This is a genomic window from Micromonospora sp. CNZ299 (assembly GCF_002754415.1).
Map to the genome: position 1 here is coordinate 2,600,404 of NZ_PEFG01000001.1, position 22,438 is coordinate 2,622,841.

At 69.1% G+C, this 22,438-nt stretch carries 16 protein-coding genes and 1 tRNA gene; 14 read left to right on the plus strand and 3 right to left on the minus strand.

Annotation, left to right across the window (positions count from 1 at the left end; all coding sequences use genetic code 11):
* The first annotated feature begins 18 nt into the window (after positions 1-18).
* The gene (locus tag CLT68_RS12430; protein ID WP_486482152.1) at positions 19-390 is read left to right on the plus strand and encodes a hypothetical protein; all 372 of its coding nucleotides are present in this window, start codon (positions 19-21) and stop codon (positions 388-390) included.
* Entirely contained in the window at positions 390-3,053 is a 2,664-nt protein-coding gene (locus CLT68_RS12435; protein WP_099850995.1) for a DUF4132 domain-containing protein, read from the plus strand. Before CLT68_RS12430 ends, CLT68_RS12435 begins: the two co-directional genes overlap by 1 nt.
* A gap of 50 nt (positions 3,054-3,103) precedes the next feature.
* On the opposite strand, the gene CLT68_RS12440 is transcribed toward CLT68_RS12435, so the two are convergent.
* Entirely contained in the window at positions 3,104-4,765 is a 1,662-nt protein-coding gene (locus CLT68_RS12440; protein ID WP_199177217.1) for a Na+/H+ antiporter, read from the minus strand.
* A gap of 276 nt (positions 4,766-5,041) precedes the next feature.
* Here CLT68_RS12440 and CLT68_RS12445 point away from each other — a divergent pair, with 276 nt between their 5' ends.
* The 10 genes from CLT68_RS12445 (at position 5,042) to CLT68_RS12490 (ending at position 18,004) form a co-directional block, all read left to right on the plus strand.
* Positions 5,042-5,251 (plus strand): hypothetical protein, encoded by a 210-nt coding sequence (locus CLT68_RS12445; RefSeq protein ID WP_486482153.1) that lies wholly within the window; start codon positions 5,042-5,044, stop codon positions 5,249-5,251.
* Between the two features lie 64 nt (positions 5,252-5,315).
* A tRNA-Lys gene (locus CLT68_RS12450) sits at positions 5,316-5,391 on the plus strand.
* Between the two features lie 89 nt (positions 5,392-5,480).
* Positions 5,481-6,500 carry an AraC family transcriptional regulator gene (locus CLT68_RS12455; RefSeq protein WP_158240879.1) on the plus strand — a complete coding sequence of 340 codons (1,020 nt, stop codon included), beginning with the start codon at positions 5,481-5,483 and terminating at the stop codon, positions 6,498-6,500.
* Positions 6,501-6,586: 86 nt separating this feature from the next.
* Positions 6,587-7,948 carry a serine hydrolase domain-containing protein gene (locus CLT68_RS12460; RefSeq protein WP_099851001.1) on the plus strand — a complete coding sequence of 454 codons (1,362 nt, stop codon included), beginning with the start codon at positions 6,587-6,589 and terminating at the stop codon, positions 7,946-7,948.
* Between the two features lie 262 nt (positions 7,949-8,210).
* Positions 8,211-8,927: a GAF and ANTAR domain-containing protein gene (locus CLT68_RS12465; RefSeq protein ID WP_486482154.1), complete on the plus strand. Its 717-nt coding sequence runs from the start codon at positions 8,211-8,213 to the stop codon at positions 8,925-8,927.
* A gap of 213 nt (positions 8,928-9,140) precedes the next feature.
* Entirely contained in the window at positions 9,141-9,746 is a 606-nt protein-coding gene (locus CLT68_RS12470; RefSeq protein ID WP_099851005.1) for a kinase, read from the plus strand.
* A 127-nt stretch (positions 9,747-9,873) separates the two neighbouring features.
* Positions 9,874-12,858: a glycoside hydrolase family 3 protein gene (locus CLT68_RS12475; protein WP_099857083.1), complete on the plus strand. Its 2,985-nt coding sequence runs from the start codon at positions 9,874-9,876 to the stop codon at positions 12,856-12,858.
* Positions 12,859-13,660: 802 nt separating this feature from the next.
* On the plus strand, positions 13,661-16,336 hold the full coding sequence (locus tag CLT68_RS12480; protein ID WP_486482155.1) for a ricin-type beta-trefoil lectin domain protein: 2,676 nt from the start codon (positions 13,661-13,663) through the stop codon (positions 16,334-16,336).
* An 89-nt stretch (positions 16,337-16,425) separates the two neighbouring features.
* The gene (locus tag CLT68_RS12485) at positions 16,426-16,722 is read left to right on the plus strand and encodes a DUF6582 domain-containing protein (protein WP_099851008.1); all 297 of its coding nucleotides are present in this window, start codon (positions 16,426-16,428) and stop codon (positions 16,720-16,722) included.
* 64 nt (positions 16,723-16,786) lie between these two features.
* Positions 16,787-18,004: an FUSC family protein gene (locus tag CLT68_RS12490; protein WP_099851010.1), complete on the plus strand. Its 1,218-nt coding sequence runs from the start codon at positions 16,787-16,789 to the stop codon at positions 18,002-18,004.
* A 51-nt stretch (positions 18,005-18,055) separates the two neighbouring features.
* Here CLT68_RS12490 and CLT68_RS12495 read toward each other — a convergent pair whose 3' ends face one another.
* Positions 18,056-18,481 carry a VOC family protein gene (locus tag CLT68_RS12495; protein WP_099851011.1) on the minus strand — a complete coding sequence of 142 codons (426 nt, stop codon included), beginning with the start codon at positions 18,479-18,481 and terminating at the stop codon, positions 18,056-18,058.
* Positions 18,482-18,638: 157 nt separating this feature from the next.
* On the opposite strand from CLT68_RS12495, the gene CLT68_RS12500 reads away from it, so the two are divergent.
* Positions 18,639-20,474 (plus strand): glycoside hydrolase family 15 protein, encoded by a 1,836-nt coding sequence (locus CLT68_RS12500; protein WP_099851012.1) that lies wholly within the window; start codon positions 18,639-18,641, stop codon positions 20,472-20,474.
* A 9-nt stretch (positions 20,475-20,483) separates the two neighbouring features.
* On the opposite strand, the gene CLT68_RS12505 is transcribed toward CLT68_RS12500, so the two are convergent.
* Complete coding sequence (locus CLT68_RS12505) at positions 20,484-21,299, minus strand: DUF72 domain-containing protein (protein ID WP_199177218.1); 816 nt, start codon at positions 21,297-21,299, stop codon at positions 20,484-20,486.
* Positions 21,300-21,416: 117 nt separating this feature from the next.
* Between CLT68_RS12505 and CLT68_RS12510 the strand changes: the two genes are divergently transcribed.
* On the plus strand, positions 21,417-22,436 hold the full coding sequence (locus tag CLT68_RS12510; RefSeq protein ID WP_099851016.1) for a glycosyltransferase: 1,020 nt from the start codon (positions 21,417-21,419) through the stop codon (positions 22,434-22,436).
* The last annotated feature ends 2 nt before the right edge of the window (positions 22,437-22,438 follow it).

Here is a 22,438-nt window from a genome sequence, read left to right on the forward strand (position 1 = left end):
CGACGACAGGCGTTCCAGGTGGCGGCGCTGATCGCTTCCGCGCCACACAGCATGTCCGGGGTCCACGCTACGGTCTCCGTCATGCCGATGATCACAATCGCCGATGAAGCGACCGGTGGGCCGAGCGTTGCCGAGTGGACAATGGAAATCTTCGACGAGACAGTCCGTCTCGACGAGCTGATCCGCCGGCGAGTGGTCCTGGAAGTCGCCGAGTCCGGCGCGGGCGTCGATCCGGAGGAACGGACCCGGGCGACGCTCGAGGCGTTCGGCCGCAACGGTTTCGTGGTGCTGGTCGACGACCGTCAGGTCACCAGCCTGGACGACAAGGTCCACCTGCACGCGGGCTCCCGCGTCACGTTCCTCAAGCTCGTCCCGCTGGTGGGTGGCTGATGGACACGTTCGATCCGGAGCTGGCACTGCGCGACGTGGTGGACACCGTCAGGGGATGGTGCGAGCGGAGCGAGAACACCCTCAACGCACATGGTCGGCGGGACTTCGTCGATCAGGTGGCCGTGGTGTGCGGCTGGGCGCCGGCCAGCACGAGCCGGACGCTGCTCGCCGCGCTCAACGATCCGAACGGCCCCTACGACCTTGCTTCGCCGCAGATCGAGTTGTTGCCGGAGGCCACGCGCCAGGCGGAGCTGCTCAGCTCCGCCATCGCGGCCCTGGACGGCGCCGAGGCGGATCACGAGCGTCGTGTCGCCGCGGCGATGACGGTGATCGGAAGCCTGCCACGCCACCACAACATCACCAGCGAATCCTCATGGGGGGCCGCCTGCCGCGAGATGTGGGAGCGGGTTGAGCAGATCCTGGCCGCGCAACCGGTGCAGGTCCGGCAGAGGGTGTTCGACGCGTTGGTCGTGCCCGGGCAGGACCGGGATGGGCTGTCCATGTTCATCCGTGTTCTGCTCTCGGGCGGTGGGCTGAACGGCGCCGTCTGGCTGGACCGGCTGGGCGGTCAGGCGTGGCTGGGATTCGGTCGGTGGAGCACGTCGCTGGTGAGCTTCACCCGGGAGTCGCTACAGGCCGAGCACCTCGCCGGGCGTGCGCATCCGGCGGCGCTGGCGACGTGGCGTCGGACGCGGATCGAGCGCGCATACTCCCTCATGGGTGAGGACGACCTGGCGATGTGGCCGCTCGTCAACGTCGGTGAGCAGTGGGCTGACCGGGCCGTCGCGGACATCGAGGCGATGCCGGATGGGCGACGATCCGGGTGGCAGACGTTGCTTGCCCACTGCCTGCTCGGCGCGGACAAGGCGCGGCCGACGGCCGCCTGGCAGAAGAGCGCCCGGGTTCTGCTCGACGCGGTCGGCGTCGACGAGTTCACCGAGCGGCTCGACGACTGGCTTCCGCTGGTGGGTCTGCCGCGCAGTCTGCCGCTGCGCATGACCACGTGCTGCCCCGGTCACGTCGACGATTACCCGCCCCGGTTGGTCGACCGGCACAACGTCGGGGTGCTGTGGGGCCTGCTCTGGGCGCGAGCGATGTGCCCGCCGTCGGAGGAGACCCTGCGCAGTCTCGGCCAGATCGCGGAACGGGCCGCCCGCAAGGTTCCCGGGCACGGTCCGTCGAGCCCGAAGCTGGCGAACGTCGCGGTCGCGGTGCTCGTCGACACCGATCACCCCGCCGCCCTCGCGCAGCTGGCCCGGCTGGCGTCGCGGCTGACCTACAAGAGCACGCTCCGCATCGTCGAGAAGGGCCTGACCAAGCACGCCGAGGCGCTCGGCATCGGCCGTGAGGACGTCGAGGAGATGGCGCTGCCCGGCTTCGGGCTGCCACTCGCGGACAAGCTGGGTGACAGCTCGTACGAGGTCGCGGTGCGCGGCGTCGACGCCACAGTGGTGTGGCGCAACTCCGACGGCAAGGTGGTCAAGGCTCCTCCGCCTCAGGTGCGCAAGGACCACGGCGAGGAGTTGAAGGAGCTGAAGGCGACAGTCGCGGACATCGGCGCGACGCTGATCGGGACCCGCGATCGCCTGGAGGGCCTGCTGCGGCGCGACCGCGCGTGGACCGTCGAGCAGTGGAGGGAACGGTTCCTGGACCACCCGCTGGCCCGGACCCTGGCCCGACGGCTGATCTGGACCGTCGACGGCGTTGCCTGCTGCTGGGGCGGCGACGCCCTGCGGACCGTGGACGACACGGTGTTCGAGCCCGCTGGCGACGCCACGGTGCGGCTGTGGCACCCGGTCGACGATCCGACCACGGTCCTGGCCTGGCGGGACTTCCTGGCCCGGCACACGATCACCCAGCCGTTCAAGCAGGCGCACCGCGAGCAGTACCTGCTGACCGACGCGGAGCGGGCCACCGGCACGTACTCCAACCGCTTCGCCGCGCACATCGTGCGCCAGCACCGTCTCATCGCGCTGCTGTCCCGGCGCGGCTGGTCGCACGTTCGACACCGCAACGACGGCGCCAGCTACCAGGACCCCTGGCTGGCTCTTCCGGACTGGGAGCTGCGCGCCGTGCTGCACATCGCCGGGATCGAGGATCAGGGCGACGACCTGATGTTCGACACGATGGGGACCGACCAACTGGTGTTCCTCCGGGGGGAACGCACGCCGGTGCCGCTGGAGGAGGTTCCGGCGGTCGTGCTGAGCGAGGTGATGCGCGACGTCGACCTGTTCGTTGCCGCGGCCGGGGTGGGCAACGACCCGAACTGGTACGACGGTGGTCCCCAGGGCCGGTACCGCGACTACTGGTCGCAGAACAGCTTCGGCGACCTCACCCCGACCGCTCAGACGCGCCGGAAGGTGCTGGCCGAGCTGGTTCCCCGGCTGGCGATAGCCAACCGGTGCACGTTCACCGACCGGTTCCTCGAAGTGCGGGGTGATCTGCACACCTACCGCATTCACTGCGGCTCGGGCAACATCCTGATCGCCCCGGAGGACCGGTATCTGTGCATCATCCCCGACTCGGCGAAGGCGAAGCAGCCGGAGATGTACCTGCCCTTCGAGGGTGACAGCCGGCTCGGCGAAATCATCAGCAAGGCGTTGCTGCTGGCCGCCGACAAGAAGATCAAGGATCCGGTGATCCTGCGCCAGTTGGCGCGGTGAGGTAGCGACTGTTGCCTCGCCAGTGGGGTCCACCGCACTGGCGAGGCAGGTCAGCTGGAGGTCCGCTTCGGGAGCAGCAGCTCCTCGTGATCGAGTTCCCGTTCCAGAACGCGGAGCTCCTCATCCGGCAGCCGGCCGGAGTCGCGCCAGCGCACGAGTTCCTCGCGCTGCGCGTCAATGGTTGTCCGCCGGACACGAAGCGCCGTCTCGTACTCCGGTGAGGTGGGCATCTCGGAGCCGCTCTGCTCCAGAAGGTCCAGCCGCCCGCGGTAGCGCGCCAGTCGGGCCAGCAGCTGCGTACGGATGGTGTTGACGGCCACCGCGCTGTCCGGCTCCGCAGCGGCAACCTCGTCGAGGCGGGCCAGGGCGGCCTCGACCGCCGCCGAGCGGGCCTCGTTGCGTACGCGGGCCTGGTCTGTTTCGTTGGCGCGCAGGCCCAGCATCCGCACGAGCGGCGCGAACGTCATGCCCTGCCCGACGAGTGTCACCAGGACGACCACGAAGGTGCAGAACAGCAGGAGGTCACGGTCGGGAAAGGGTGCGCCGCTGTTGGTGGTCAGCGGCAGGGTGAAGATCGCGGCCAGGCTGATCACGCCACGGGTGCCGGACCAGCTCAGTGCCACCACTTCGCGGGAGGTGAGTCGGCGGGCGTTGCGGTCAGCGCGCTCGATCTGCCGGGCAGTCCCGGGTTCGTCCGGGTCGTCCTGCTCGGAAATGCCACCCAGCCGGGTGTGCAACGACCGGGGGAGGGACTGGGTCATCACCAGCCACGCGGGGCGCAGCAGGAGCACCACGCCGACCGACACCGCGACGGCGATGACGATGGTCGACGTGTCGTACTGACGCAGGCCCTTGACGACTTCGGGAAGCTGCTGGCCGATCAGCAGGAAGACGAAGCCTTCGAGGAGGAAGTCGACCAGCCGCCACACCGCGCTGGTCTGCAGCCGGGCGGCGCCCGAGGTGAGCTGGGGCGTCTTGTGGCCGACGATCAGCCCGGCGATCACCACGGCGAGCACCCCGGAGACGTGCAGTTCCTCGCCCAACAGGTAGGCCACGAACGGTGTCGCGAGCGAGATGGCGTTCGACAACAGTGGGTCCGCGGTGAACGGTCGGGCCAGACGTACCAGCCAGGCGACTGCCGCCCCCACGGCGACCCCGCCGACCGCCGCCAGCATGAACTGGCCAACGGCGGACGGGAACGAGAACTCGCCACCCACGGCGGCGGCCACCGCGACGCTGAGCATCGTCAGCGCGGTGGCGTCGTTGAGCAGCCCCTCGCCCTGAATGATCGTGACTATCTTCGGTGGCAGGTTGACCCGGCGGCCCACCGCCAGGGCGGCCACCGGGTCGGGCGGCGCGACGGCGGCGCCGACCGCGATCCCGGCAGCGAGCGTCGCCCCGGCGACGAACAGGTGGAAACCGATGCCGACCAACACCCCGGTGAGGAGCACCAGCACCACGGACAGGCTGACCACGATGCGGAGGTTCCGGCGGATGTCCAACAGCGAGGAGTCCAGTGCGGCGCTGTAGAGCAACGGCGGCAGCACGATCATGAGCACAAGGTCGGGATCAAGGCCGACGTTGGGACCGGGGAGCAACGCGTACGCGATGCCGATGAGCGGCAGAAGCGCCGCGGCCGGCAGACCGGTGCGGGCCGCCACCCACCGCACGACGACGATGACCGCGACAGCGGCGAGCACGAACAACAACATCGAATGGGTGCTCACCTGGTTGCTTCCCCCTGGAGCGGCGCGAGGTTCCTCGGATCCACTGCGGCTCGCGGCCGAGCCGGCCGTTCGGCGCCGTTTTGGTGCCGGGCAGCGCAGCATGCAGCGGTAACGAGCGTACCCGCTTGATCAACCGGGCCTGGCGGACTGCTGGACACGGCCACCGCGCCCCGGCTGGGACCGGTCCCCGACAGAGCGTGCGGAGACCGGCCGTCGCGCCCCTACAGTCCGCACCGGTTCACCGCCAACGCCGGCACGTCGGTGAGGCTGACCGCGACCGCCTCGGACCTACCCGACCAGTGCGGCGTGCTGGAGCTACGCGCCCCCGATGGCAGCCCCATCACCAGTGGCTGTGTGGTCAACGGGGCCGGCGACATCGCGCCGACAGTGCTGCCGGCCTCTGGCACGTACTCCCTGGTGGTGGACCCGTCCGGTGTCGCGACCGGGCAGGTCACGCTGACGCTGCGGTGAGGCGGACCCGCCTTGTTCGGGGTGGCGTCCGGGGCGTGCTACCGTCTCGTCCCGTTGCCGGCGAGCGCCGCTAGCTCAACTGGCAGAGCAGCGGACTCTTAATCCGCGGGTTCGGGGTTCGAGTCCCTGGCGGCGCACCAGCAAGATTCAGGGGCATGGCCAACTGGCCATGCCCCTGAATCGTCGGGTTTTGGTACGCGAGCCTGGGGCATCCTGGACTGAGCAGGCCATGTCAGCCAGCACCAGTCGGAGCCTGCCGGGGGTCATCGTGGGCGACCTGAACGCCGTCAACCAGTCCCATCTACAGCACTACCGGACGACTGACGTCGAGGAGGCACACGACTTCTTCCGCACCGCGCTCGTGGACCTTCAGGTGCGGTTCAGCAAGCCAGGACCCGAGGGTGCCCTGCTGGACACCAGTGTGGCCAGTCTGGACGATCTGACGGTGCAGCGCCTGCATTATTCGGTGGGCACCCTGGTCCGGACCGAGCCCAGCGCCGACCTGAACATCAACGTGATGCTCGACGGGCACTTCGTCATGGAGGACGGCCGTGACCGCTTTCCCGTCAAGGCCGGTGGAGTCGTGCTCCAACCCCCGGACCGCCCGCTGATCGTCACGTTCCGCGGGGTGGACGTCCTGACGGTACGTGTGCCGCGATCGCTGGTCGAGGACGCCGCCCAGGAAGTCGGCCTCGACGCGGCGGATCTTCGCTTCGGCGACGGCCGGCCGAGGACCGACGCGTTGGCCCGCCACTGGTCACAGACCGTGTCGTACGTGTGGCGGTCAGTGCGGTCCGTGCCGGAGGTTGCCAGCAACCGCCTGATCGTCGCCCAACTACGCCGACTGCTGGCCACAGCGGCACTGGCCACCTTTTCCAATGCCACCCAGGACGGCGACCAGAGTTCCGGAGCGCACCCGGTCGCACCGGCGACCCTACGGCGGGCCATGGCGTACGCCGAGGCGCACGCCGACCGCGAGGTCACCGTGACCGATCTGGCTGCCGAGGCCCGCGTGGGCGTCCGTGCCCTACAGAACGCGTTCCGCCGGCATCGTGACATGACCCCGTCGCAGTATGTGCGCCAAGTCCGCCTGGACCGTGCCCACCGGGACCTGCAAGCCGCCGATCCGGGTGCCGGAGCGACGGTGGCGGCAATCGCGGCGCGCTGGGGCTTCACGCATCCAGGACGCTTCAGCACCGATTACCGCCGAGCCTACGGCCACAGCCCAGGCCGGACGCTGCACACCTGAACCGAGCGGCGCACGGTGCTGGGTGAGGGGGCAGACCAGGCGGCGCTGCGTTGATCGGGCAGCACTGGTGGTCAAGAATCGACGCCGTGGAGGATGTGGATCTGTCGCAGGAATGGGCCCTGTTGCTGGGTCAGCTTGACCGGCACGTGTCTTCCGGGCGGCTCTCGCCGGACACGGCGGCGCTGTCCGATCTGATGCGCATCTACCAGGTGCCGGGGGTCAGCATCGCTGTCGGGCACGTGAGCGGGCGGGTGTGGGCGACCGGCTACGGCGTCACGGGTGGTGAGGCGTCGACGCCGGTGACCGCGGGCACCGCGTTCGCGGCCTGTTCGATCAGTAAGCATGTCGCCGCGTTCGGCGCGTTGCTGCTGGTCCAGGACGGTGTGCTGGATCTGGACGTCGACATCAGCGAGTACCTCACCTCGTGGCAACTGCTCGACCGCGCGGGTCAGCGAACTCGTGTGACGGTACGACAACTGCTGGCGCACACCGCCGGTCTGTCCGACACCTGGTATCGCGGCTACGCCGCGGATCACGCCCCGTCGCTGTTGCAGGTCCTGGAAGGCGGCGGCTCCACGACCACTGCGCCGGTTCGGTCGACCCTTCTGCCAGGTAGCCGTTTCCGGTACTCGGGCAGCCACTACTCGGTGCTCCAGCAGTTGATGGTGGACGTGACCCGGACCCCGTTCGAGGACCTCATGCGATCGTCGGTCCTGGACCCGGTGGCCATGGCCGACAGCAGCTTCGACCAGCAGTTTCCGCACCAGCGACCGCATCGGGTGGCTCGTGGCCATCATGGGGGCGGCGCCGGGGTGCCCGGCGGTTGGCGAGTGCAGCCGGAGACGGCGGCAGCCGGGCTGTGGAGCACCCCGACCGACCTGCTCCGGCTCGACCTTGAGATCGCCCGGGCGGCCTCCGGGGATTCGAAGCTGCTCAGCCGCGACCTGGCCACCGAAATGTGGTCACCGCAGATCCCCGGCGGTGTCTACGGGCTCGGCACCGAGCTGGCCGACCCCGCCGGTTGCCGACGGTTCGGGCACACCGGGCAGAACGTCGGCTATACCTGCTTCTCCTACGTCTGGCCCGACAGCGGCACCGCGGTCGCGGTGCTGACCAACTCCGAGGATGGGTGGGAGCTGCTGGCCAGCATCCGTGCCGCTGCCGACCGTCGCTACGCCACCGGTGTCACCGCCGAACCACTTGGTGATGTGGCGGGCCGTTACGTCCTACGCGACGACTACCCGATCGACATCGCGGTCAGCGGCGGCCATCTGACCTTCTCCGCTGCCGGCCAGGAGCCGGTCGTCCTGCTGGCGGAGCCGGGCGGTCGCTACCTGCATCCGGGACTCGATCTGGAGGTCCGGTTCGTGCAGCCCGACGACCACCATCGCGTCCTGGAGTTGCGGCAGGAAGGAGTCACGCAGACCGCCAGAAATCAGAGCGGCTGAGTGACTGGTGGAGGCGGTTCCGTTGACCCACCGTGTGCAGAGTAACGCGGTAAGTAGCACGTAAGGGCGTGCAGGGGTCATCGGTTTCCGACTATTACAATCCCAGGTCTGTGGTCGACGCAAAAGATTGCATCGACGAGCCCAGCGTCAAACAAGCGGCGCAGGTCCCGGCTCCCCAACGCCATGGGAAGCCTACAGCGACCTGCGCATCGGCTTGTCCAGCGGATTCAAGCTGATGTGCCCTTTTCAAGGGACTTCATCCGTGGCCGATCAACAACCCCTGGACCCCACGCACGCCTTCGCCGAGCTCGGCCGGATCAAACTGGACGAGACCGACCTCGAAGGTGTCCTGCAACAGGTCGCGAACCTCGCCAAACGGACCATCGCCGGGGTCGACGAGGCGTCGGTGACCCTGATCCGGGGCAGGAACGCGCACACCGCGGCGTTCACCGGCGACCTCGCCGCGAACCTTGACGAACGGCAGTACGAACAGGGCGGCGGCCCCTGCCTGGAGGCGGCCGCCACCACCGCTGTCGTGTCGGTGCCCGACCTGACCCGCGAAGAACGCTGGCCGCACTACACGCCAGCAGCCCTCGACGCCGGCGTACGCAGCTCGCTGTCGGTCGGCCTCCCAGTCCAGGAGGCGGTCACCGGCGCGCTCAACATGTACTCCACCAAACCCGGCGCGTTCGACGACGAGGCGGTCGTGCTCGCCCAGACCTTCTCCGGCTACGCCGCGGTCGCGCTTGCCAACGCCCACCTGTACGACGCGACGGCCACCCTGGCGCAGCACATGCAGGCAGCCATGGAATCCCGGGCGGTGATCGAACAGGCCAAGGGCATCGTGATAGCGGAGCAACGCTGCAGCCCCGACGAGGCGTTCAGCATTCTGAGCAAGATGTCCCAGGACAGCAACCGAAAGCTCCGCGACGTCGCCGCGACCCTGGTCGAGAACAAGTACCGCCAGCCGCAGCCATAGCGGACCGTCGAATCGCGGGTGCCCACGGCCGACTGCTTGACCATGGGCACCCCCGGACCGCGCGGCAGGGCCTGAGCGAGACCGGCACCATGCACACAACCGCATGCGACGCGGGGCTGCTACCGCACCGGACCGTGCTGTGCGTCTGCCGCGAATGTCGTGCGTATCGTGGACAAACGAGGCCACCGAGCACCCGGCTGAAGGAGGGGCACCGTGGCCACCGACTCCGTCCCGACCGGCAGCCCGGGCACGATCCTGGTCTGCGTTCGAGGCAACTCCGGCTCGGGCAAGACCAGCATCGCCAGAGAACTGCGGCGTCGGCACGGCCGGGGCTGTGCGCTGGTCGAGCAGGACTACCTGCGTCGCATCGTGTTGCGTGAGCGGGACCGGCCCGGCGGTGCGGCTCCGGCGCTGATCGGGCAGACCGTGCGGTTCGCTCTCGATCACGGCTACCACGTGGTGTTGGAGGGCATCCTGCATGCCAGCCTCTACCGGAGCATGCTCACGGATCTGCGCGACGGTCACCGGGGGCCGTCGCTGTTCTGCTACCTCGACGTGTCCCTGCCCGAGGCCCTGCACCGGCACCTCACGCGCCCGCAGGTCAGCGAGTTCACCGCCGAGCAGATGAGCGGCTGGTACGCCGCGCACGACGTGCTGGGCTGGCCCGGGGAGCTTGTCCTCCCGGAGGCCTGGCTCAGCGGCGGACGGCACGTTGCCGGCGCCCGGAGGCGCCTGGCCGAGGTCCGCCGATCGGCCGGCCTTGCCCCGCCGATAGGCGCGCATCTATGGTTGCGGGGATCACCACAATCCTGGCCGTGATGACGCGGCCACATCGTCGAAGCGCTTCGACGACCCGTCGTTCAGGCCCGTCAGCCGGGTGTCGAGCCTGGTCACGTCGGTCTCGGCGCCCCGCTGGGCGTCTGCCGAACGACACGAGGAGATCCACATGCGCAACCGGCGCCTTCGGCGCGGTTTCACCGTGCTCGCGCTCACCCTGCTGGCCCTACCGGCGGCTCCCGGCACCGCGCTCGCCGAACCCACCTACCCGTTCCGGGATCCGCATCTGCCCGTGAGCGCCCGGGTCGACGACCTGCTCGGGCGGCTCACGCAGGACGAGAAGATCTCGATGCTGCACCAGTACCAGCCAGCCATCCCCCGGCTGGGAATCGGCCTGTTCAAGACCGGCACCGAGGCCCTGCACGGCGTCGCCTGGTCGACCGACATCGACAACAACGGCGCGGTCGTCAAGGCTCGCGGCACCGTCTTCCCGCAACCGGTGGGCATGGCGAGCACCTGGAACACCGACCTGATCCGGCAGGTCGGCTCCGCCGTCGGCGACGAGGCGCGCGGCTACCACGCGCAGAACCCCCGGGTCTGGGGCCTCAACCTCTGGGCACCGGTGGTCAACCTGCTGCGTGACCCCCGGTGGGGCCGCAACGAGGAGGGCTACTCCGAGGACCCGATGCTCACCGCTGCCATCTCCACCGCGTACGGCTCGGGGATGACCGGCGGGGACCCGGACCACCTGAAGAGCGCGCCGACCCTCAAGCACTACCTGGCCTACAACAACGAGGTCCGGCGTGACGTGACCTCGTCGAACGTGCCCCCACGGGTGCTCAACGAGTACGACCGCGCCGCCTTCGAACCGGCCATCGCCGCCGACGCGGCGACCGGGGTGATGGCGTCGTACAACCTGGTCAACGGTCGTCCGGCCACAGTGGATCCGGACCTGGCCACCGTGGTCCGCGGATGGACCGACCAGCCCTTGCTCAACGTCACGGACGCCTGGGCGCCGAACAACCTCATCGGCTCCCAGGGCTACTACGCGACCCTCCCCGAGGGCAACGCCGCGATCGTCAAGGCCGGCCTGAACAGCTTCATCACCGACGACACCAACGCGCAGCCGACCGTCACCGCCATCAAGCAGGCGCTGGCCACCGGTCTGCTCACCGAGGGGGACATCGACGCCCGGATCCGGGAGACCCTGAACGTGCGGTTCCGGCTGGGTGAGTTCGACCCGGGCGGGGGCCGGTTCGGGGGCATCACCCCGGACGTCATCAACAGCCCCGAACACCGACGACTCGCCCGCCAGGCCGCCGGTGAGGCCATGGTGCTGCTGAAGAACACGCGCCAGGCGCTTCCACTGGACCCCGCCCGGACCCGCAAGGTGGCAGTGCTCGGGCCGCTGGCCGACACCCTCTACTCCGACTGGTACGGCGGCGATCTGCCCTATCAGGTGACTGCGCTCGACGGCATCCGCGAGCGACTGGGCGACTCCGCCAGTGTGAGCGGGCTCGACGGGTCGGACCGGATTGCCCTGAAGGACCCGGCGACCGGCCGGTACGTCACGGCCACCGGCACCACCGACGCCGACCCGGTCGCCGCCACCGGTGCCAGCGCCGAACTCGCCGCCCAGTTCGACGTGGTGGACTGGGGCCAGGACGTGGTGACCCTGCGAAACGCCGCCAACGGCCGCTATCTCGGCTACAACTGGGGGCCGTTCCTCACCCGCGACGAGCAGCCGAACGGCTGGTACGTCCAGCAGCAGTTCAAGCTGGAGCCGCAGGCCGACGGCACGGTGGCGCTGCGCTACGTCGGCTACGAGACGAAGGAGAGCTGGTTCGGCCCCGACCGGTACGTGACGGTCGGTGCGGACGGTGCCCTCACGCTCGGCGCGTCGACAGCGGCCGACGCGACCCACTTCAGTCGTGAGGTGGTCAGCAGCGGGATCGACCGGGCCGTGGCGGCGGCCAAGGCGGCCGACACCGCCGTGCTGGTGGTCGGCAGCAACCCGTTCATCAACGGCCGCGAGGCACACGACCGGACCTCCACGGCCCTGAGCGCCGGCCAGGAGGCGCTGGTCAAGGCCGTGACCAAGGCCAATCCGCGTACGGTGCTGGTGCTTCAGACCAGCTATCCGGTCACCTTGAATTGGGAGCAGGAGCACGTTCCGGCCATCGTCTGGACCACCCACGCGGGCGCCGAGACCGGGCACGCTGTCGCCGACGTCCTCTTCGGTGACCGCAACCCGTCCGGCCGGCTCACCCAGACCTGGTACCGCTCGGACTCACAACTGCCACCGGACCTGCTGGAGTACGACATCATCTCGTCCGGCCAGACCTACCTGTACAACCGCGCGAAGCCGCTCTACCCGTTCGGCCACGGGCTGTCGTACACCCGTTTCCGGTACGGCCAGCTGCGTACCGGTGCCCACTCGGTCGCGGCCGACGGCACGATCGCGGTCAGCGTCGACGTGACCAACGCCGGCGCCCGGGCCGGCTCCGAGGTGGTCCAGCTCTACACCCATCAGCGCACCTCGCGGGACAAGACCCCGATCCGCCAGCTCAAGGCGTTCCAGCGGGTGCAACTCGCGCCCGGGCAGACCCGGACCGTGACGCTCCGACTGCCCGCCGCCGACCTGGCGCACTGGGACGTCACCCGCAGCCGGTGGGTGGTCGAGTCGTCCACCTACGACCTGATGGTCGGGGCGTCCGCGCAGGACATCCGGGCCCGGGCCGCGGTGCGGGTGCGCGGTGAGACGATCCCGGCCCGGGACCTGTCCCGGCCCACCCGGGCGGAGAACTTCGACCGGTATGCCGGGGTCCGGCTCGTCGACGAGACGAAGGTCCGGGGTACGGCCGTCGGGGCCACCGCCGCCGGTCAGTGGATCTCCTTCGACGGTTCGGCGTTGCGTCCCGGCGCGCGGACCTTCACCGCGAGTGTCGCCAGGGCCGGTGCGGGAGCGGGCACCGTCGAGGTCCGGTTGGGGTCACCCACCGGCCGACTGCTCGGCACGGCCACCGTGCCCAGCACCGGCGACGACTACCGGTACGTCAGCACCAGCACCGAGTTGGCCGGGGCCGCCGGCAAGCAGGACGTGTACCTGGTGTTCGACTCCCCGCTGCGGCTGGCGGAGTTCTCCATCAGATGACCGGAGCCCGGGGTCGGGTCGATCGTCGACCCAACCCCGGGCCGTTGCCCCGAGCCCGGCACCGACGTCCCTGGCGCTCAGCGGGCTCGCCACCGCGAGGACGCCGACGTTGAACCCCGGTAGGCGACGACCAGGGCCCTGTTGATCGGGGCCAGGGGGGTGGATCGCCGGTCCGTCCCGGGGGTGAGCCGCTCGGAGTCCCATGACCGCCAGCGTGGGCGTGGGCGGGGCTGAGTATCTGCGGTGCCTATGGAGCTGATGCCGCAAACGAATCAGGCGAGAGGACCCGTGGCGGTGATGTCGTAGGCGATTCAGCTCCAAAGGAGCGCCACCCCACCTGCGCCCCCTGGGCCGGCGGCCCGGTGGCCCCTGATCTACTCGCGACGGTTCAGCGGAAACCCGGGTGCGCGGCCTCCGCCACCCGAACAGGCCGGCCGGCGGCGAGTGGTGGTCTTCCGGTACGTGCGAGTGCTCGCGGGTCTCGACGACCAGCCCTGCGTCGCTGGGGATTCGTCGGACGACGCACGTAGGGGTGCGCCGTCGACGTGGTTGATCTGCCCGATCCGAGGGCATTTCGGCATAGACGCCCTCCAATTTCCTGTTGCATTGGTCAGACGTGTGACCTACGCTCCCAGTAAGAATTTCGGGGCGGTTAACAAAGAGTGCGGTCGGGGCGACGGAAGTCCCCGCCGGCCCTTAGTGGCGTCGCTGTTCCGTACTCGTCGCTCGATACGCACTTTCGGCACCACATCGACGGCCAGTGAGAGGAACAGACGTGAAGTCAGCCATATCCACCGCTCGAATGTCAGTGTTGGGGGTGGCGGCGCTTGTCGCCGCCACGCTGCCGGCCGTGCTGACAAACCAGCTACCGGCCGCCGCCGCAGTCCAGGCGACCTACTATGTCGCCCCGGACGGTAACGACGCCAACCCGGGCACCCTGCAATCGCCGTTCCGAACTCTGCAACGTGCCCGGGACGTCGTTCGCACGATAAACACGAACATGACCGGCGACGTCGACGTCCTGCTCCGTGGCGGCACCTATCCGGTGAGCAGCACTGTCGAATTCGGGCCGAGCGACTCCGGCACCAACGGATACCGGGTCATCTACGGCGCCTACCCCAATGAGAAGCCGGTCCTCGACGGCGGTGTCCAGGTGAACGGGTGGACCCAGCACAGCGGCAACATCTGGAAGGCGCCGCTCGACCGCGCCAACAAGCTGCGGGCGCTCTACGTCAACGACAAGCGCGCGTACATGGCGTCGAAGACGATCAGCTCGGCGGGCTGTTACGGGACGTACAACATCACGGCCAACCAGGCCGCGTGGGCCTGGGAGTCGGGGTCGCAGTGCGACGGCGCCAAATACAGCCTGAACGACTTCCCGGCCGTCGCCCGCAACCAGGACGACATCGAGATCGAGACGGGCACGACCTGGACCACGGCCATCGTGGGCGTCCGCCAGGTGACCACGAGTTCCGACGGCGCGAACCGGGTGGCCCTCTTCCAGCAACCGGGCGCTGCCATCGCCCAGGGCGCGTTCAACGGCAACGCCCAGGTGGGCGGCACCCACAAGCTCATGAACGCCTACGAGTTCCTGGACGCGCCCGGTGAGTTCTACTTCGACAAGGGCACCCGGACGGTCTATTACTACAAGGCCAGTGCCGACAACATGTCGACCGCGACCGTCTACGCGCCGAACAACGTCACCAACCTGCTGCGGGTCGCCGGCACCTCGACCAGCAGCCACGCGCGCAACATCACGTTCTCCGGGCTGACGGTGCAGCACTCCGACTGGAACCTGTTCAACGTCGCCGGCGCGTCCTTCAAGCAGGCGCAGCAGGGCAACCTCGGAGCCCAGGTGTACGCGAAGGGCAACTTCCACGTCTACCACTACCGGAACGTGGATGTGACGCCCGGCATCATCCAGATCCAGAACGCGGACGGGATCCTCCTGCAACGCAACCGGATCCAGCACACCGGCGCTGACGGGATCAACATGATCAACGACGTGCAGGGCACGCAGTTGATCGGCAACCACACGAACGACATCGCCGGGTCCGCCATCACCGTGGGCCATCCGCAGCACGTCTACATCGGAGACGGCACCTCGACCAACCGCGAGAAGTTCTCCGCACAGGTCGAAGGGCTGCCGAAGAACATCGACATCAAGAACAACTATCTGTACGACAGTGCTGTGCTGTTCAACGGGCACAGCCCCATCTCGGCGTACTTCGCCGACACCCTGACCATCCAGCGCAACCGGATCGAGAAGACCCCGTGGTCCGGCATCACGCTCGGCTGGGGCTGGTGGAACTTCGACGGATCGTCGGGCTCGATCGTGCCGAACCGACCGACCACGACGGCGAGAAACAACACCATCAGCTACAACCACATCATCGACACGGTGCAGCGGCTGAGTGACACGGCGCCGATCTACACGTTGGGCAGTCAGCCAGGAACCACGATTACCAACAACTATCTCCAGGGTGTTCCGTCGGGTCACAAGTACGGGCTGCACCCGGACGAGGGGTCGGCGTTCATCACGTTCCGCGACAACGTGCTGAGTATCGACAAGAACGTCACCTGGATGATCAACTCAGACGACTTCGGGCGTAAGCACGATCTGAGCATCACGCAGATCTACGGCCCGATCAACAAGGTCTCGAACAAGAGTCTGCCGAACAGCACGATCGGCGACATCCTCGTCTCCTCCGACTATGTCTGGCCGGCGGCGGCCTACGGCATCGCCGCGAATTCCGGCCTTGAGGACGCGTACCGGGACATCATTCCGGCGAGCACCTTCTCCGCACCGAACTACGTGCTGCCGGCCAGCACGTTCGTCACCAGTGCCACGGCGTCGATCCCGATCCGGAGCATCGGCGACGCCACCAGGTCGGTCTGGTTGGCCCCGTACGGCACGACCACCTTCACCGCCGGGGCGACCATGACCAGGGCAACCGGTACCGCCACGTCCATCGCCGTGCCGGCCACCCAGGGCGAGTACCGGCTCTACGTCGTCGACGCACAGGGCAACCGGTCGGCCGAGTCGACAGCGATCGTCCGGCAGCAGCAGGGCGGGGGCAGCGGTACGGGCAACGGACACCTCGTGGGTGGCCAGTCCGGTCGCTGTGTCGAGGTGCCCAACGCCTCGACCACCAACGGCACCCAGACGCAACTCTGGGACTGCTCCACCGGCACCAACCAACGCTGGACCCACACCTCCAGCAAGCAGCTGACGGTGTACGGCAACAAGTGCCTGGACGCCTCCGGGGCCGGCACGGCCAACGGCACGGCGGTCATCATCTGGGACTGCCACGGCGGGCTCAACCAGCAGTGGAACGTCAACACCAACGGCACCGTGACCAACGCCCAGTCCGGGCTCTGCCTCGACGCCTTCGGCGCCGCCACCGCCAACGGCACGAAGCTCATCCTCTGGTCCTGCAACGGCGGCGCGAACCAGCAGTGGACGCTGCGTAGCTGACCGACCGGACCCCGGGGCCAGGCCGACACGGGCCTGGCCCCGGGCTATTTAAAAGGTGCTGCCGGACAACGAGTGGGTAATGGTGGGCGATGACCTCAACCTGGAAGCCTCACGAGAAGCACGGTGGCCTGTCGAGCAAGGACAAGCGCGAGCTGCCGGAGACCGTCTTCGCGTTCCCCAAGGAGCGCAAGGAACCCATGACCGACGCCGGTCACGTCCGTAACGCCATCGCACGCTTCGACCAGGTGCAGGGCGTCACCAACGCGGACCGGGACCTGGCCTTCCAGAACATCCTCGCCGCCGCCAAGCACTACGGCGTCGACGTCGCGGAGACCGACTGGCGCCAACTCGGTCGACTGCCGCACACGCCGAACCCCGCTCACTGAGGCAACCCCACGCGATATGGCGCTACCGCCGGATAGGTTCGCCTTCGGCGGGTAAGCGGCGCGAATGCCCGCGAATCAGGAGCCGGCAGCCCACTCCGACCCGGCATCGGGTGAGGCGTCCCGGACCGACCGGACGGTGGCCGGCCTGCGCGCGCGGCTACGACACGCGGTAAGTGCCCGCGTCTGGCGGTTCCGCCTCTTCGGGCTGCTCGCCGTGCAGGCCGGCGTCGCGGCGACGCTCGCCTGGTTCGTGGGAGCCCAGTTCCTGGACAACCCCTCCCCGGTCCTCGCGCCCACCACCGCGGTCGGCATCGTGGCCGCCTCGATGGGCACACGCCTGCGGCGCACCATCGAGCTGCTGGTCGGGGTGGTCCTGGGCCTCGCCGTCGGCGACGTGCTCATGTCGCTGTTCGGTATCGGGCCCTGGCAGACCGGTCTGGTCGTGGTGCTGGCGATCATCGTCGCCGTGCTGCTCAAGGGCGGTGGATCCCTGCTCGCCCAGGCCGGCGGCACCGCGGTGCTCATCGCCACCCTGGAACCGCCCGTGCGTGAGCTGTCCGTTCCCCGCTTCGTCGACTCCGCAGTCGGCGGGCTCATCGGTCTGGCGGTCGGCCTGCTGTTGGTGCCCATCCACCCGCAGCGGACGGTGCAGCGGCTGGCCGAACCGGTCCTCGACCCGACCATCGCCGCCCTGCACAACCTGGCCGCGGCGCTGCGTCGTCGGGACCTTGGCGGCGCCGAGCAGAGCCTGACCGGTCTGCGGATTCTTGGATCACGGATGACCGCGCTGGACGAGGGGCTCGGGGCTGCCCAGGAAGTGGTGCGACTGGCGCCACTACGGTGGCACCAACGCAAGATTCTGGCCCAATACACCCGGTCCATCCACCATCTCGAACGCAGCCTGTACGGCTGTCGGGCCGTCGCGAGGAGGCTCACCAAGGCTCTCCGGGACGATGAGCCGATACCGGATGAGTTCGCGGCTGCCATCGACCTGCTGGCCACCAGCGTGCAGACGCTGAGACGCATCACCACCCCCGAGCGTGCGGACCCTCAGGACGCGCGCCGGCAGATCCTCACCGCTGTCGCGCTGGTCGGAAAGGCGCAGGGAAAACCCGCGCGGGATCCCACCCGTCCGCACACCCACCGGTTGGGCTACTCAGGAATGATCGCCGCGGGTGAGTTCCACACGGCCGCCCACGACCTTCTCATGGCCAGCGCGATGGGCACCGACGAGGCGGGAGAGCTGGTACGGCAGACACTGGATCGGGCCGGTCGGGACTGAGCAGGCGGGGCCTGCGCGGGCACCGCCGCCGCGTCGGGAAAGCCCAGTGCGTCACGTCGCCTTCAGCGACGCGAGGATGTCGAGGTAGTGCGGGTTCCTCATGACGCCCAGCACGTTGCCGAACGGGTCGACCACCGCTGCCGTGATGAACCCCTCGTCGCCGTGCGGAGTGATCGGTTGGTACTCCGTGGCCCCCAGCGCCAGCAGCCGCTCGACGGCGGCGTCGAGGTCGTCGACACACCAGTGCATGACCGCGCCGCCCGGCCCCGTCGCGGCCCCGGGCGGCGCGTACCTGCGGTCGATGATGCCCAACTCGGCCTGGTAGTCGCCGATCCGGAACTCGGTGTAGGCCGGGCGCCCGTCGGGCCCCGGGCGCATGAAGTACGCCTCGACCCCGAGGAAGTTCGCGTACCAGGCCGTTGCCGCCTCCACGTCGTCGGCCCAGATGTTGAGTGTGGCGAATCCTCGCAGGCTCATCAGGTGTCCCTTCGTCGATGTCGTCAACAAGGACGCTATCGGCGATTGCGGAAGGTTTGCTTCCGCAATGACCAGCGGGTTGGGAGGAGTTCGCGTGTAGCCCGCAACTTCCCCGGGTAGTCGCCGCCGTTGCCATCACGAGCGGCGGGGGACCAACGTGGAAGCGACGTATCCGGCGATCGAGGCGCACGGTCTGATCGGTGACCTGCAGACCGCCGCGCTGATCAGCGCGGACGGCGCGGTCGACTGGTTCTGTGCGCCCCGTTTCGACTCACCGAGCGTCTTCGCTGCGCTGCTCGACCATGACAAGGGTGGCCACTTCCGGCTCACGCCCGACGGCATCGACTACACGAGCAAGCAGCTCTACCTACCCGGTACGCCGATCCTGATCACCCGCTTCCACAGCGCCGACGGAGTGGGGGAGTTGTTGGACTTCATGCCCGTCACCGGCGAACGCGCCACCGACCAGCACCGGTTGATCCGGCTGGTGCGGATGGTCCGGGGGAGCATGCGGTTCCGCTTCGACTGCCGTCCACGGTTCAACTACGGGCGTGACCCGTACGAGCTTGAGGTGCATCCCGAGGGCGACGTTTTCCGGAGCCCGACTCTGGCCCTCACCCTGGCCGCGTTCAAGGACTCGGAACGGAAATTCGATGCGACGGGGATCCGGCGGGACGCGGACGGCGTGTCCGCGTCGTTCACCCTGCACGCGGGTGACATCGGCGGGGTCGTCCTGGAGACGGCCTGCCCGCATGCGCCCCGCGCGATAAGCACCGAGGAGGCGTGCGACCTGCTCGCCGAGACCCGCGACTACTGGCGGCGGTGGGTGGGCGGCTCCCGCTACAAGGGCCGCTGGAGGGAGGTGGTCGAGCGGTCGGCGATGACGCTCAAACTGATGACGTACGCGCCGACCGGCGCCCTGGTCGCCGCACCGACCGCCGGGTTGCCGGAGCAGATCGGCGGGCAGCGGAACTGGGACTACCGCTACACCTGGATCCGGGACGCGTCCTTCTCCGTGCACGCGCTGCTGCGGCTGGGCTTCACCGACGAGGCCCAGAAGTATCTGTTGTGGCTGAACGAGCGCATCCGCGAGGCCCGGGACGGCGGCCTGCCCCTTCAGGTCATGTACCGGATCGACGGCTCACCGGACCTCAACGAGGAGGTGTTGGGTCACCTGGAGGGATACCGGGGCTCGGCGCCGGTGCGGATCGGAAACGGCGCAGCCGGCCAAGTGCAACTCGACATCTACGGCGAGGCGCTCCTCTCGTTGGAACTCGCGGACCGGAACGGGCTGATCCCGCCGTACGAGGGGTGGCAGAAGACGGCGGCTCTGGTGGACTGGCTCTGCGAGCACTGGGACCAGCCCGAGGACGGCATCTGGGAGACCCGGTCCGGCCGGCAGGACTTCACCTACGGGCGGGTGCTGTCCTGGGTCGCACTCGACCGTGCGATCCGCATCGCGCACCGCCGAGGGCGCCCAGGCGACACCGCCCGGTGGGCCACCGAACGGGACGCCATCTACCAGCAGGTCATGACCCGCGGGTTCAACCAGGAGCGTCGCGCGTTCGTGCAGCACTACGGGTCCGACATCCTGGACGCCTCGCTCCTGGCGATGCCCGGGCTGAACATCATTTCGCCGACCGACCCGATGTGGGAGTCGACGCTGCGGGCGATGGACGCCGAACTGGCCTCCGACAGCCTGGTCTACCGCTACGACCCGAAGGCCTCCCCGGACGGCCTCGCCGGCACCGAGGGCACCTTCAACATGTGCACCTTCTGGTACGTGCAGGCACTCGCCCAGGCCGGTCGGCTCGACGACGCCCGGTTGACCTTCGAGAAGATGCTCACCTACGCCAGCCCGCTGGGTCTCTACTCCGAGGAGATCGCTCCGACCGGTGAGCAGATCGGCAACTTCCCGCAGGCGTTCAGCCATCTCTCGCTGATCAGCACCGCTGCCCACCTCGACGACCTGCTCGACAAGGAGCAGTGTTGACCCGCCCGGTCAGAACAGCGTCAGCGGCTCGACCGGGATCGGCTCGGGCAGCGCGTCCAGCTCGGGTACGCGTGCCCGTACCTCGTCGTGGAACCGGCGGGCGAGCACGGGCGCCTCGGCGTTGTCCGGGGTGTGGACGAACATCGTCGGTGAGCGACCCTCCCGTAGCCAGGCCACTGTGACGTCGACCCAGTGTCGCCACCCCTCGACGGTGCGCGTCGAGTCGTCGCGGCCGAGGTAGCGGACGACCGGCCGGTCCGTCAGCGCCAACGACCGCAGCGGCACCCGGGGCTTCTTTGTCCAGGCGTCCCGCTCCGCGTCGCTGGTCGGCGGGCTCGCGAAGAAGGCGGTCGTGTCGAAGGGGATCCATTCGGCGGACGCGGCGGTGAGGGTCGCCTCCAGCAGCCGGGTAGCGCGGTCGTCGGTGAAGAACGCGGGATGGCGCACCTCCACCGCGTACCGGTGTGATCGGGGGAGCTGGGCCAGGAAGCGGGTCAGGGTCGCAACGTCGGCGGGACCGAACGAGCCGGGCAACTGGATCCAGAGAGCGTGGGCACGCGGGCCGAGCGGCTCGATCGCGTCCAGGAAGGCGCGCAACGGCTCGCCGACGTCGGTGAGCCGACGTTCGTGCGTGATGACCTTCGGAAGCTTGAGGACGAACCGGAACTCGGGTTCGGTCTGCGCGGCCCACGACTGCACGGTGTCCCGGGCCGGGGTCGCGTAGAACGTCGTGTTGCCCTCAACGGCGTCGCACCAGCTGCCGTAGTGCCGCAGGCGCTCCGCGGAGGGCAGCCGGTGACCCGGCCACGACCGGTGGCTCCACATCGCGCACCCCACGTGCAGACGCATGACCGCCCTTTCCGCCAGTGAACCGCGCCCTGACCGCAGCCACCGTATACGCGCCACCAGACGCGACCCGAGCGACGGGTAGCGTCCGGCGCCATGCGTGTGCTGTTCGCCAGTCTTGCGTCCGTCGGTCACACCTATCCGCTGATCCCGCTGGCGATCGCCGCCCGGGACGCCGGTCACGAGGTGCACTTCGCCGCCGGCCCGGCGGTGCACGCGCCGCTGGCCGCGAACGGCCTGCGGCCGTTCCGCCCGGGCGACGCCTTCTACGAGGTGTACGCCGAGGATCTCGAACCGGAGCTGGCGCGGCTGAGGCCCGACCTGGTGGTGCACGAGTGGGGGCTGCCCGGGGCGGCCGTCGCCGCTCATCGGGCCGGCATCCCGGGCCTCTGGCACGGCTTCGGGCGGATGTTCCCCGACGGCATCGGCCTCGACCTTCCCACCCGCAACACCGAGGTCGTCGGCCGACCGCACCTCGACATCTGCCCGCCTTCGCTCCAGGACGCGAACTTCCTCGCCACCGAACGTCGGATCGAGCTGCGACCGGTCCCGTTCTCGACACCGACCCCGCTACCGGCGTGGGTGAGCCGTCGGACGTCCCGGCCGCTGATCTACCTGACCCTCGGTACGGCGTTCGGCACACCGGAGCTGCTCCGCACCGTCATCGCCGGCCTGGCGACGCTGGACGCGCAGGTGGTGGTCGCGGCGGGCCGGGTGCCTCCGGAGCAGCTTGGCGAGCTGCCCGACCACGTCACCGTGCACCCTTGGGTGTCGCAGGCGGAGCTGCTGCCGCTCGTCGACGTGGTGGTGCACCACGGGGGCAGCGGCACAACCCTCGGTGCGCTCGCGGCTGGCGTACCGCAGGTGGTGTTGCCCCAGGGTGCCGACCAGTTCGCCAACGCCGACGCCCTCGACTCCGCCGGTGTCGCCGTGCGGCTGCTTCCCGAGGAGGTGAACGCGGACGCCGTCGCCGAGCGGACGCACCGTCTGCTGCCGCAGCACGGCAACGCCGAGCACCGCGACGCGGCCCGGGTGGTCGCCGAGGAGATCGCCCGCATGCCGTCGCCAGCGACCGTGGCCGAGCGACTACCGGAGTACGCCGGCTCGGGAGCCTGAGC

Bases quoted from the DNA above. Each gene is read 5' to 3' on its own strand.
- CLT68_RS12435 (WP_099850995.1), top strand. From the start codon at position 390: ATGGACACGTTCGATCCGGAGCTGGCACTGCGCGACGTGGTGGACACC.
- CLT68_RS12440 (WP_199177217.1), bottom strand. From the start codon at position 4,765: ATGTTGTTGTTCGTGCTCGCCGCTGTCGCGGTCATCGTCGTCGTGCGG.
- CLT68_RS12455 (WP_158240879.1), top strand. From the start codon at position 5,481: ATGTCAGCCAGCACCAGTCGGAGCCTGCCGGGGGTCATCGTGGGCGAC.
- CLT68_RS12475 (WP_099857083.1), top strand. From the start codon at position 9,874: ATGCGCAACCGGCGCCTTCGGCGCGGTTTCACCGTGCTCGCGCTCACC.
- CLT68_RS12480 (WP_486482155.1), top strand. From the start codon at position 13,661: ATGTCAGTGTTGGGGGTGGCGGCGCTTGTCGCCGCCACGCTGCCGGCC.
- CLT68_RS12485 (WP_099851008.1), top strand. From the start codon at position 16,426: ATGACCTCAACCTGGAAGCCTCACGAGAAGCACGGTGGCCTGTCGAGC.
- CLT68_RS12490 (WP_099851010.1), top strand. From the start codon at position 16,787: ATGCCCGCGAATCAGGAGCCGGCAGCCCACTCCGACCCGGCATCGGGT.
- CLT68_RS12495 (WP_099851011.1), bottom strand. From the start codon at position 18,481: ATGAGCCTGCGAGGATTCGCCACACTCAACATCTGGGCCGACGACGTG.
- CLT68_RS12505 (WP_199177218.1), bottom strand. From the start codon at position 21,299: ATGTGGAGCCACCGGTCGTGGCCGGGTCACCGGCTGCCCTCCGCGGAG.
- CLT68_RS12510 (WP_099851016.1), top strand. From the start codon at position 21,417: ATGCGTGTGCTGTTCGCCAGTCTTGCGTCCGTCGGTCACACCTATCCG.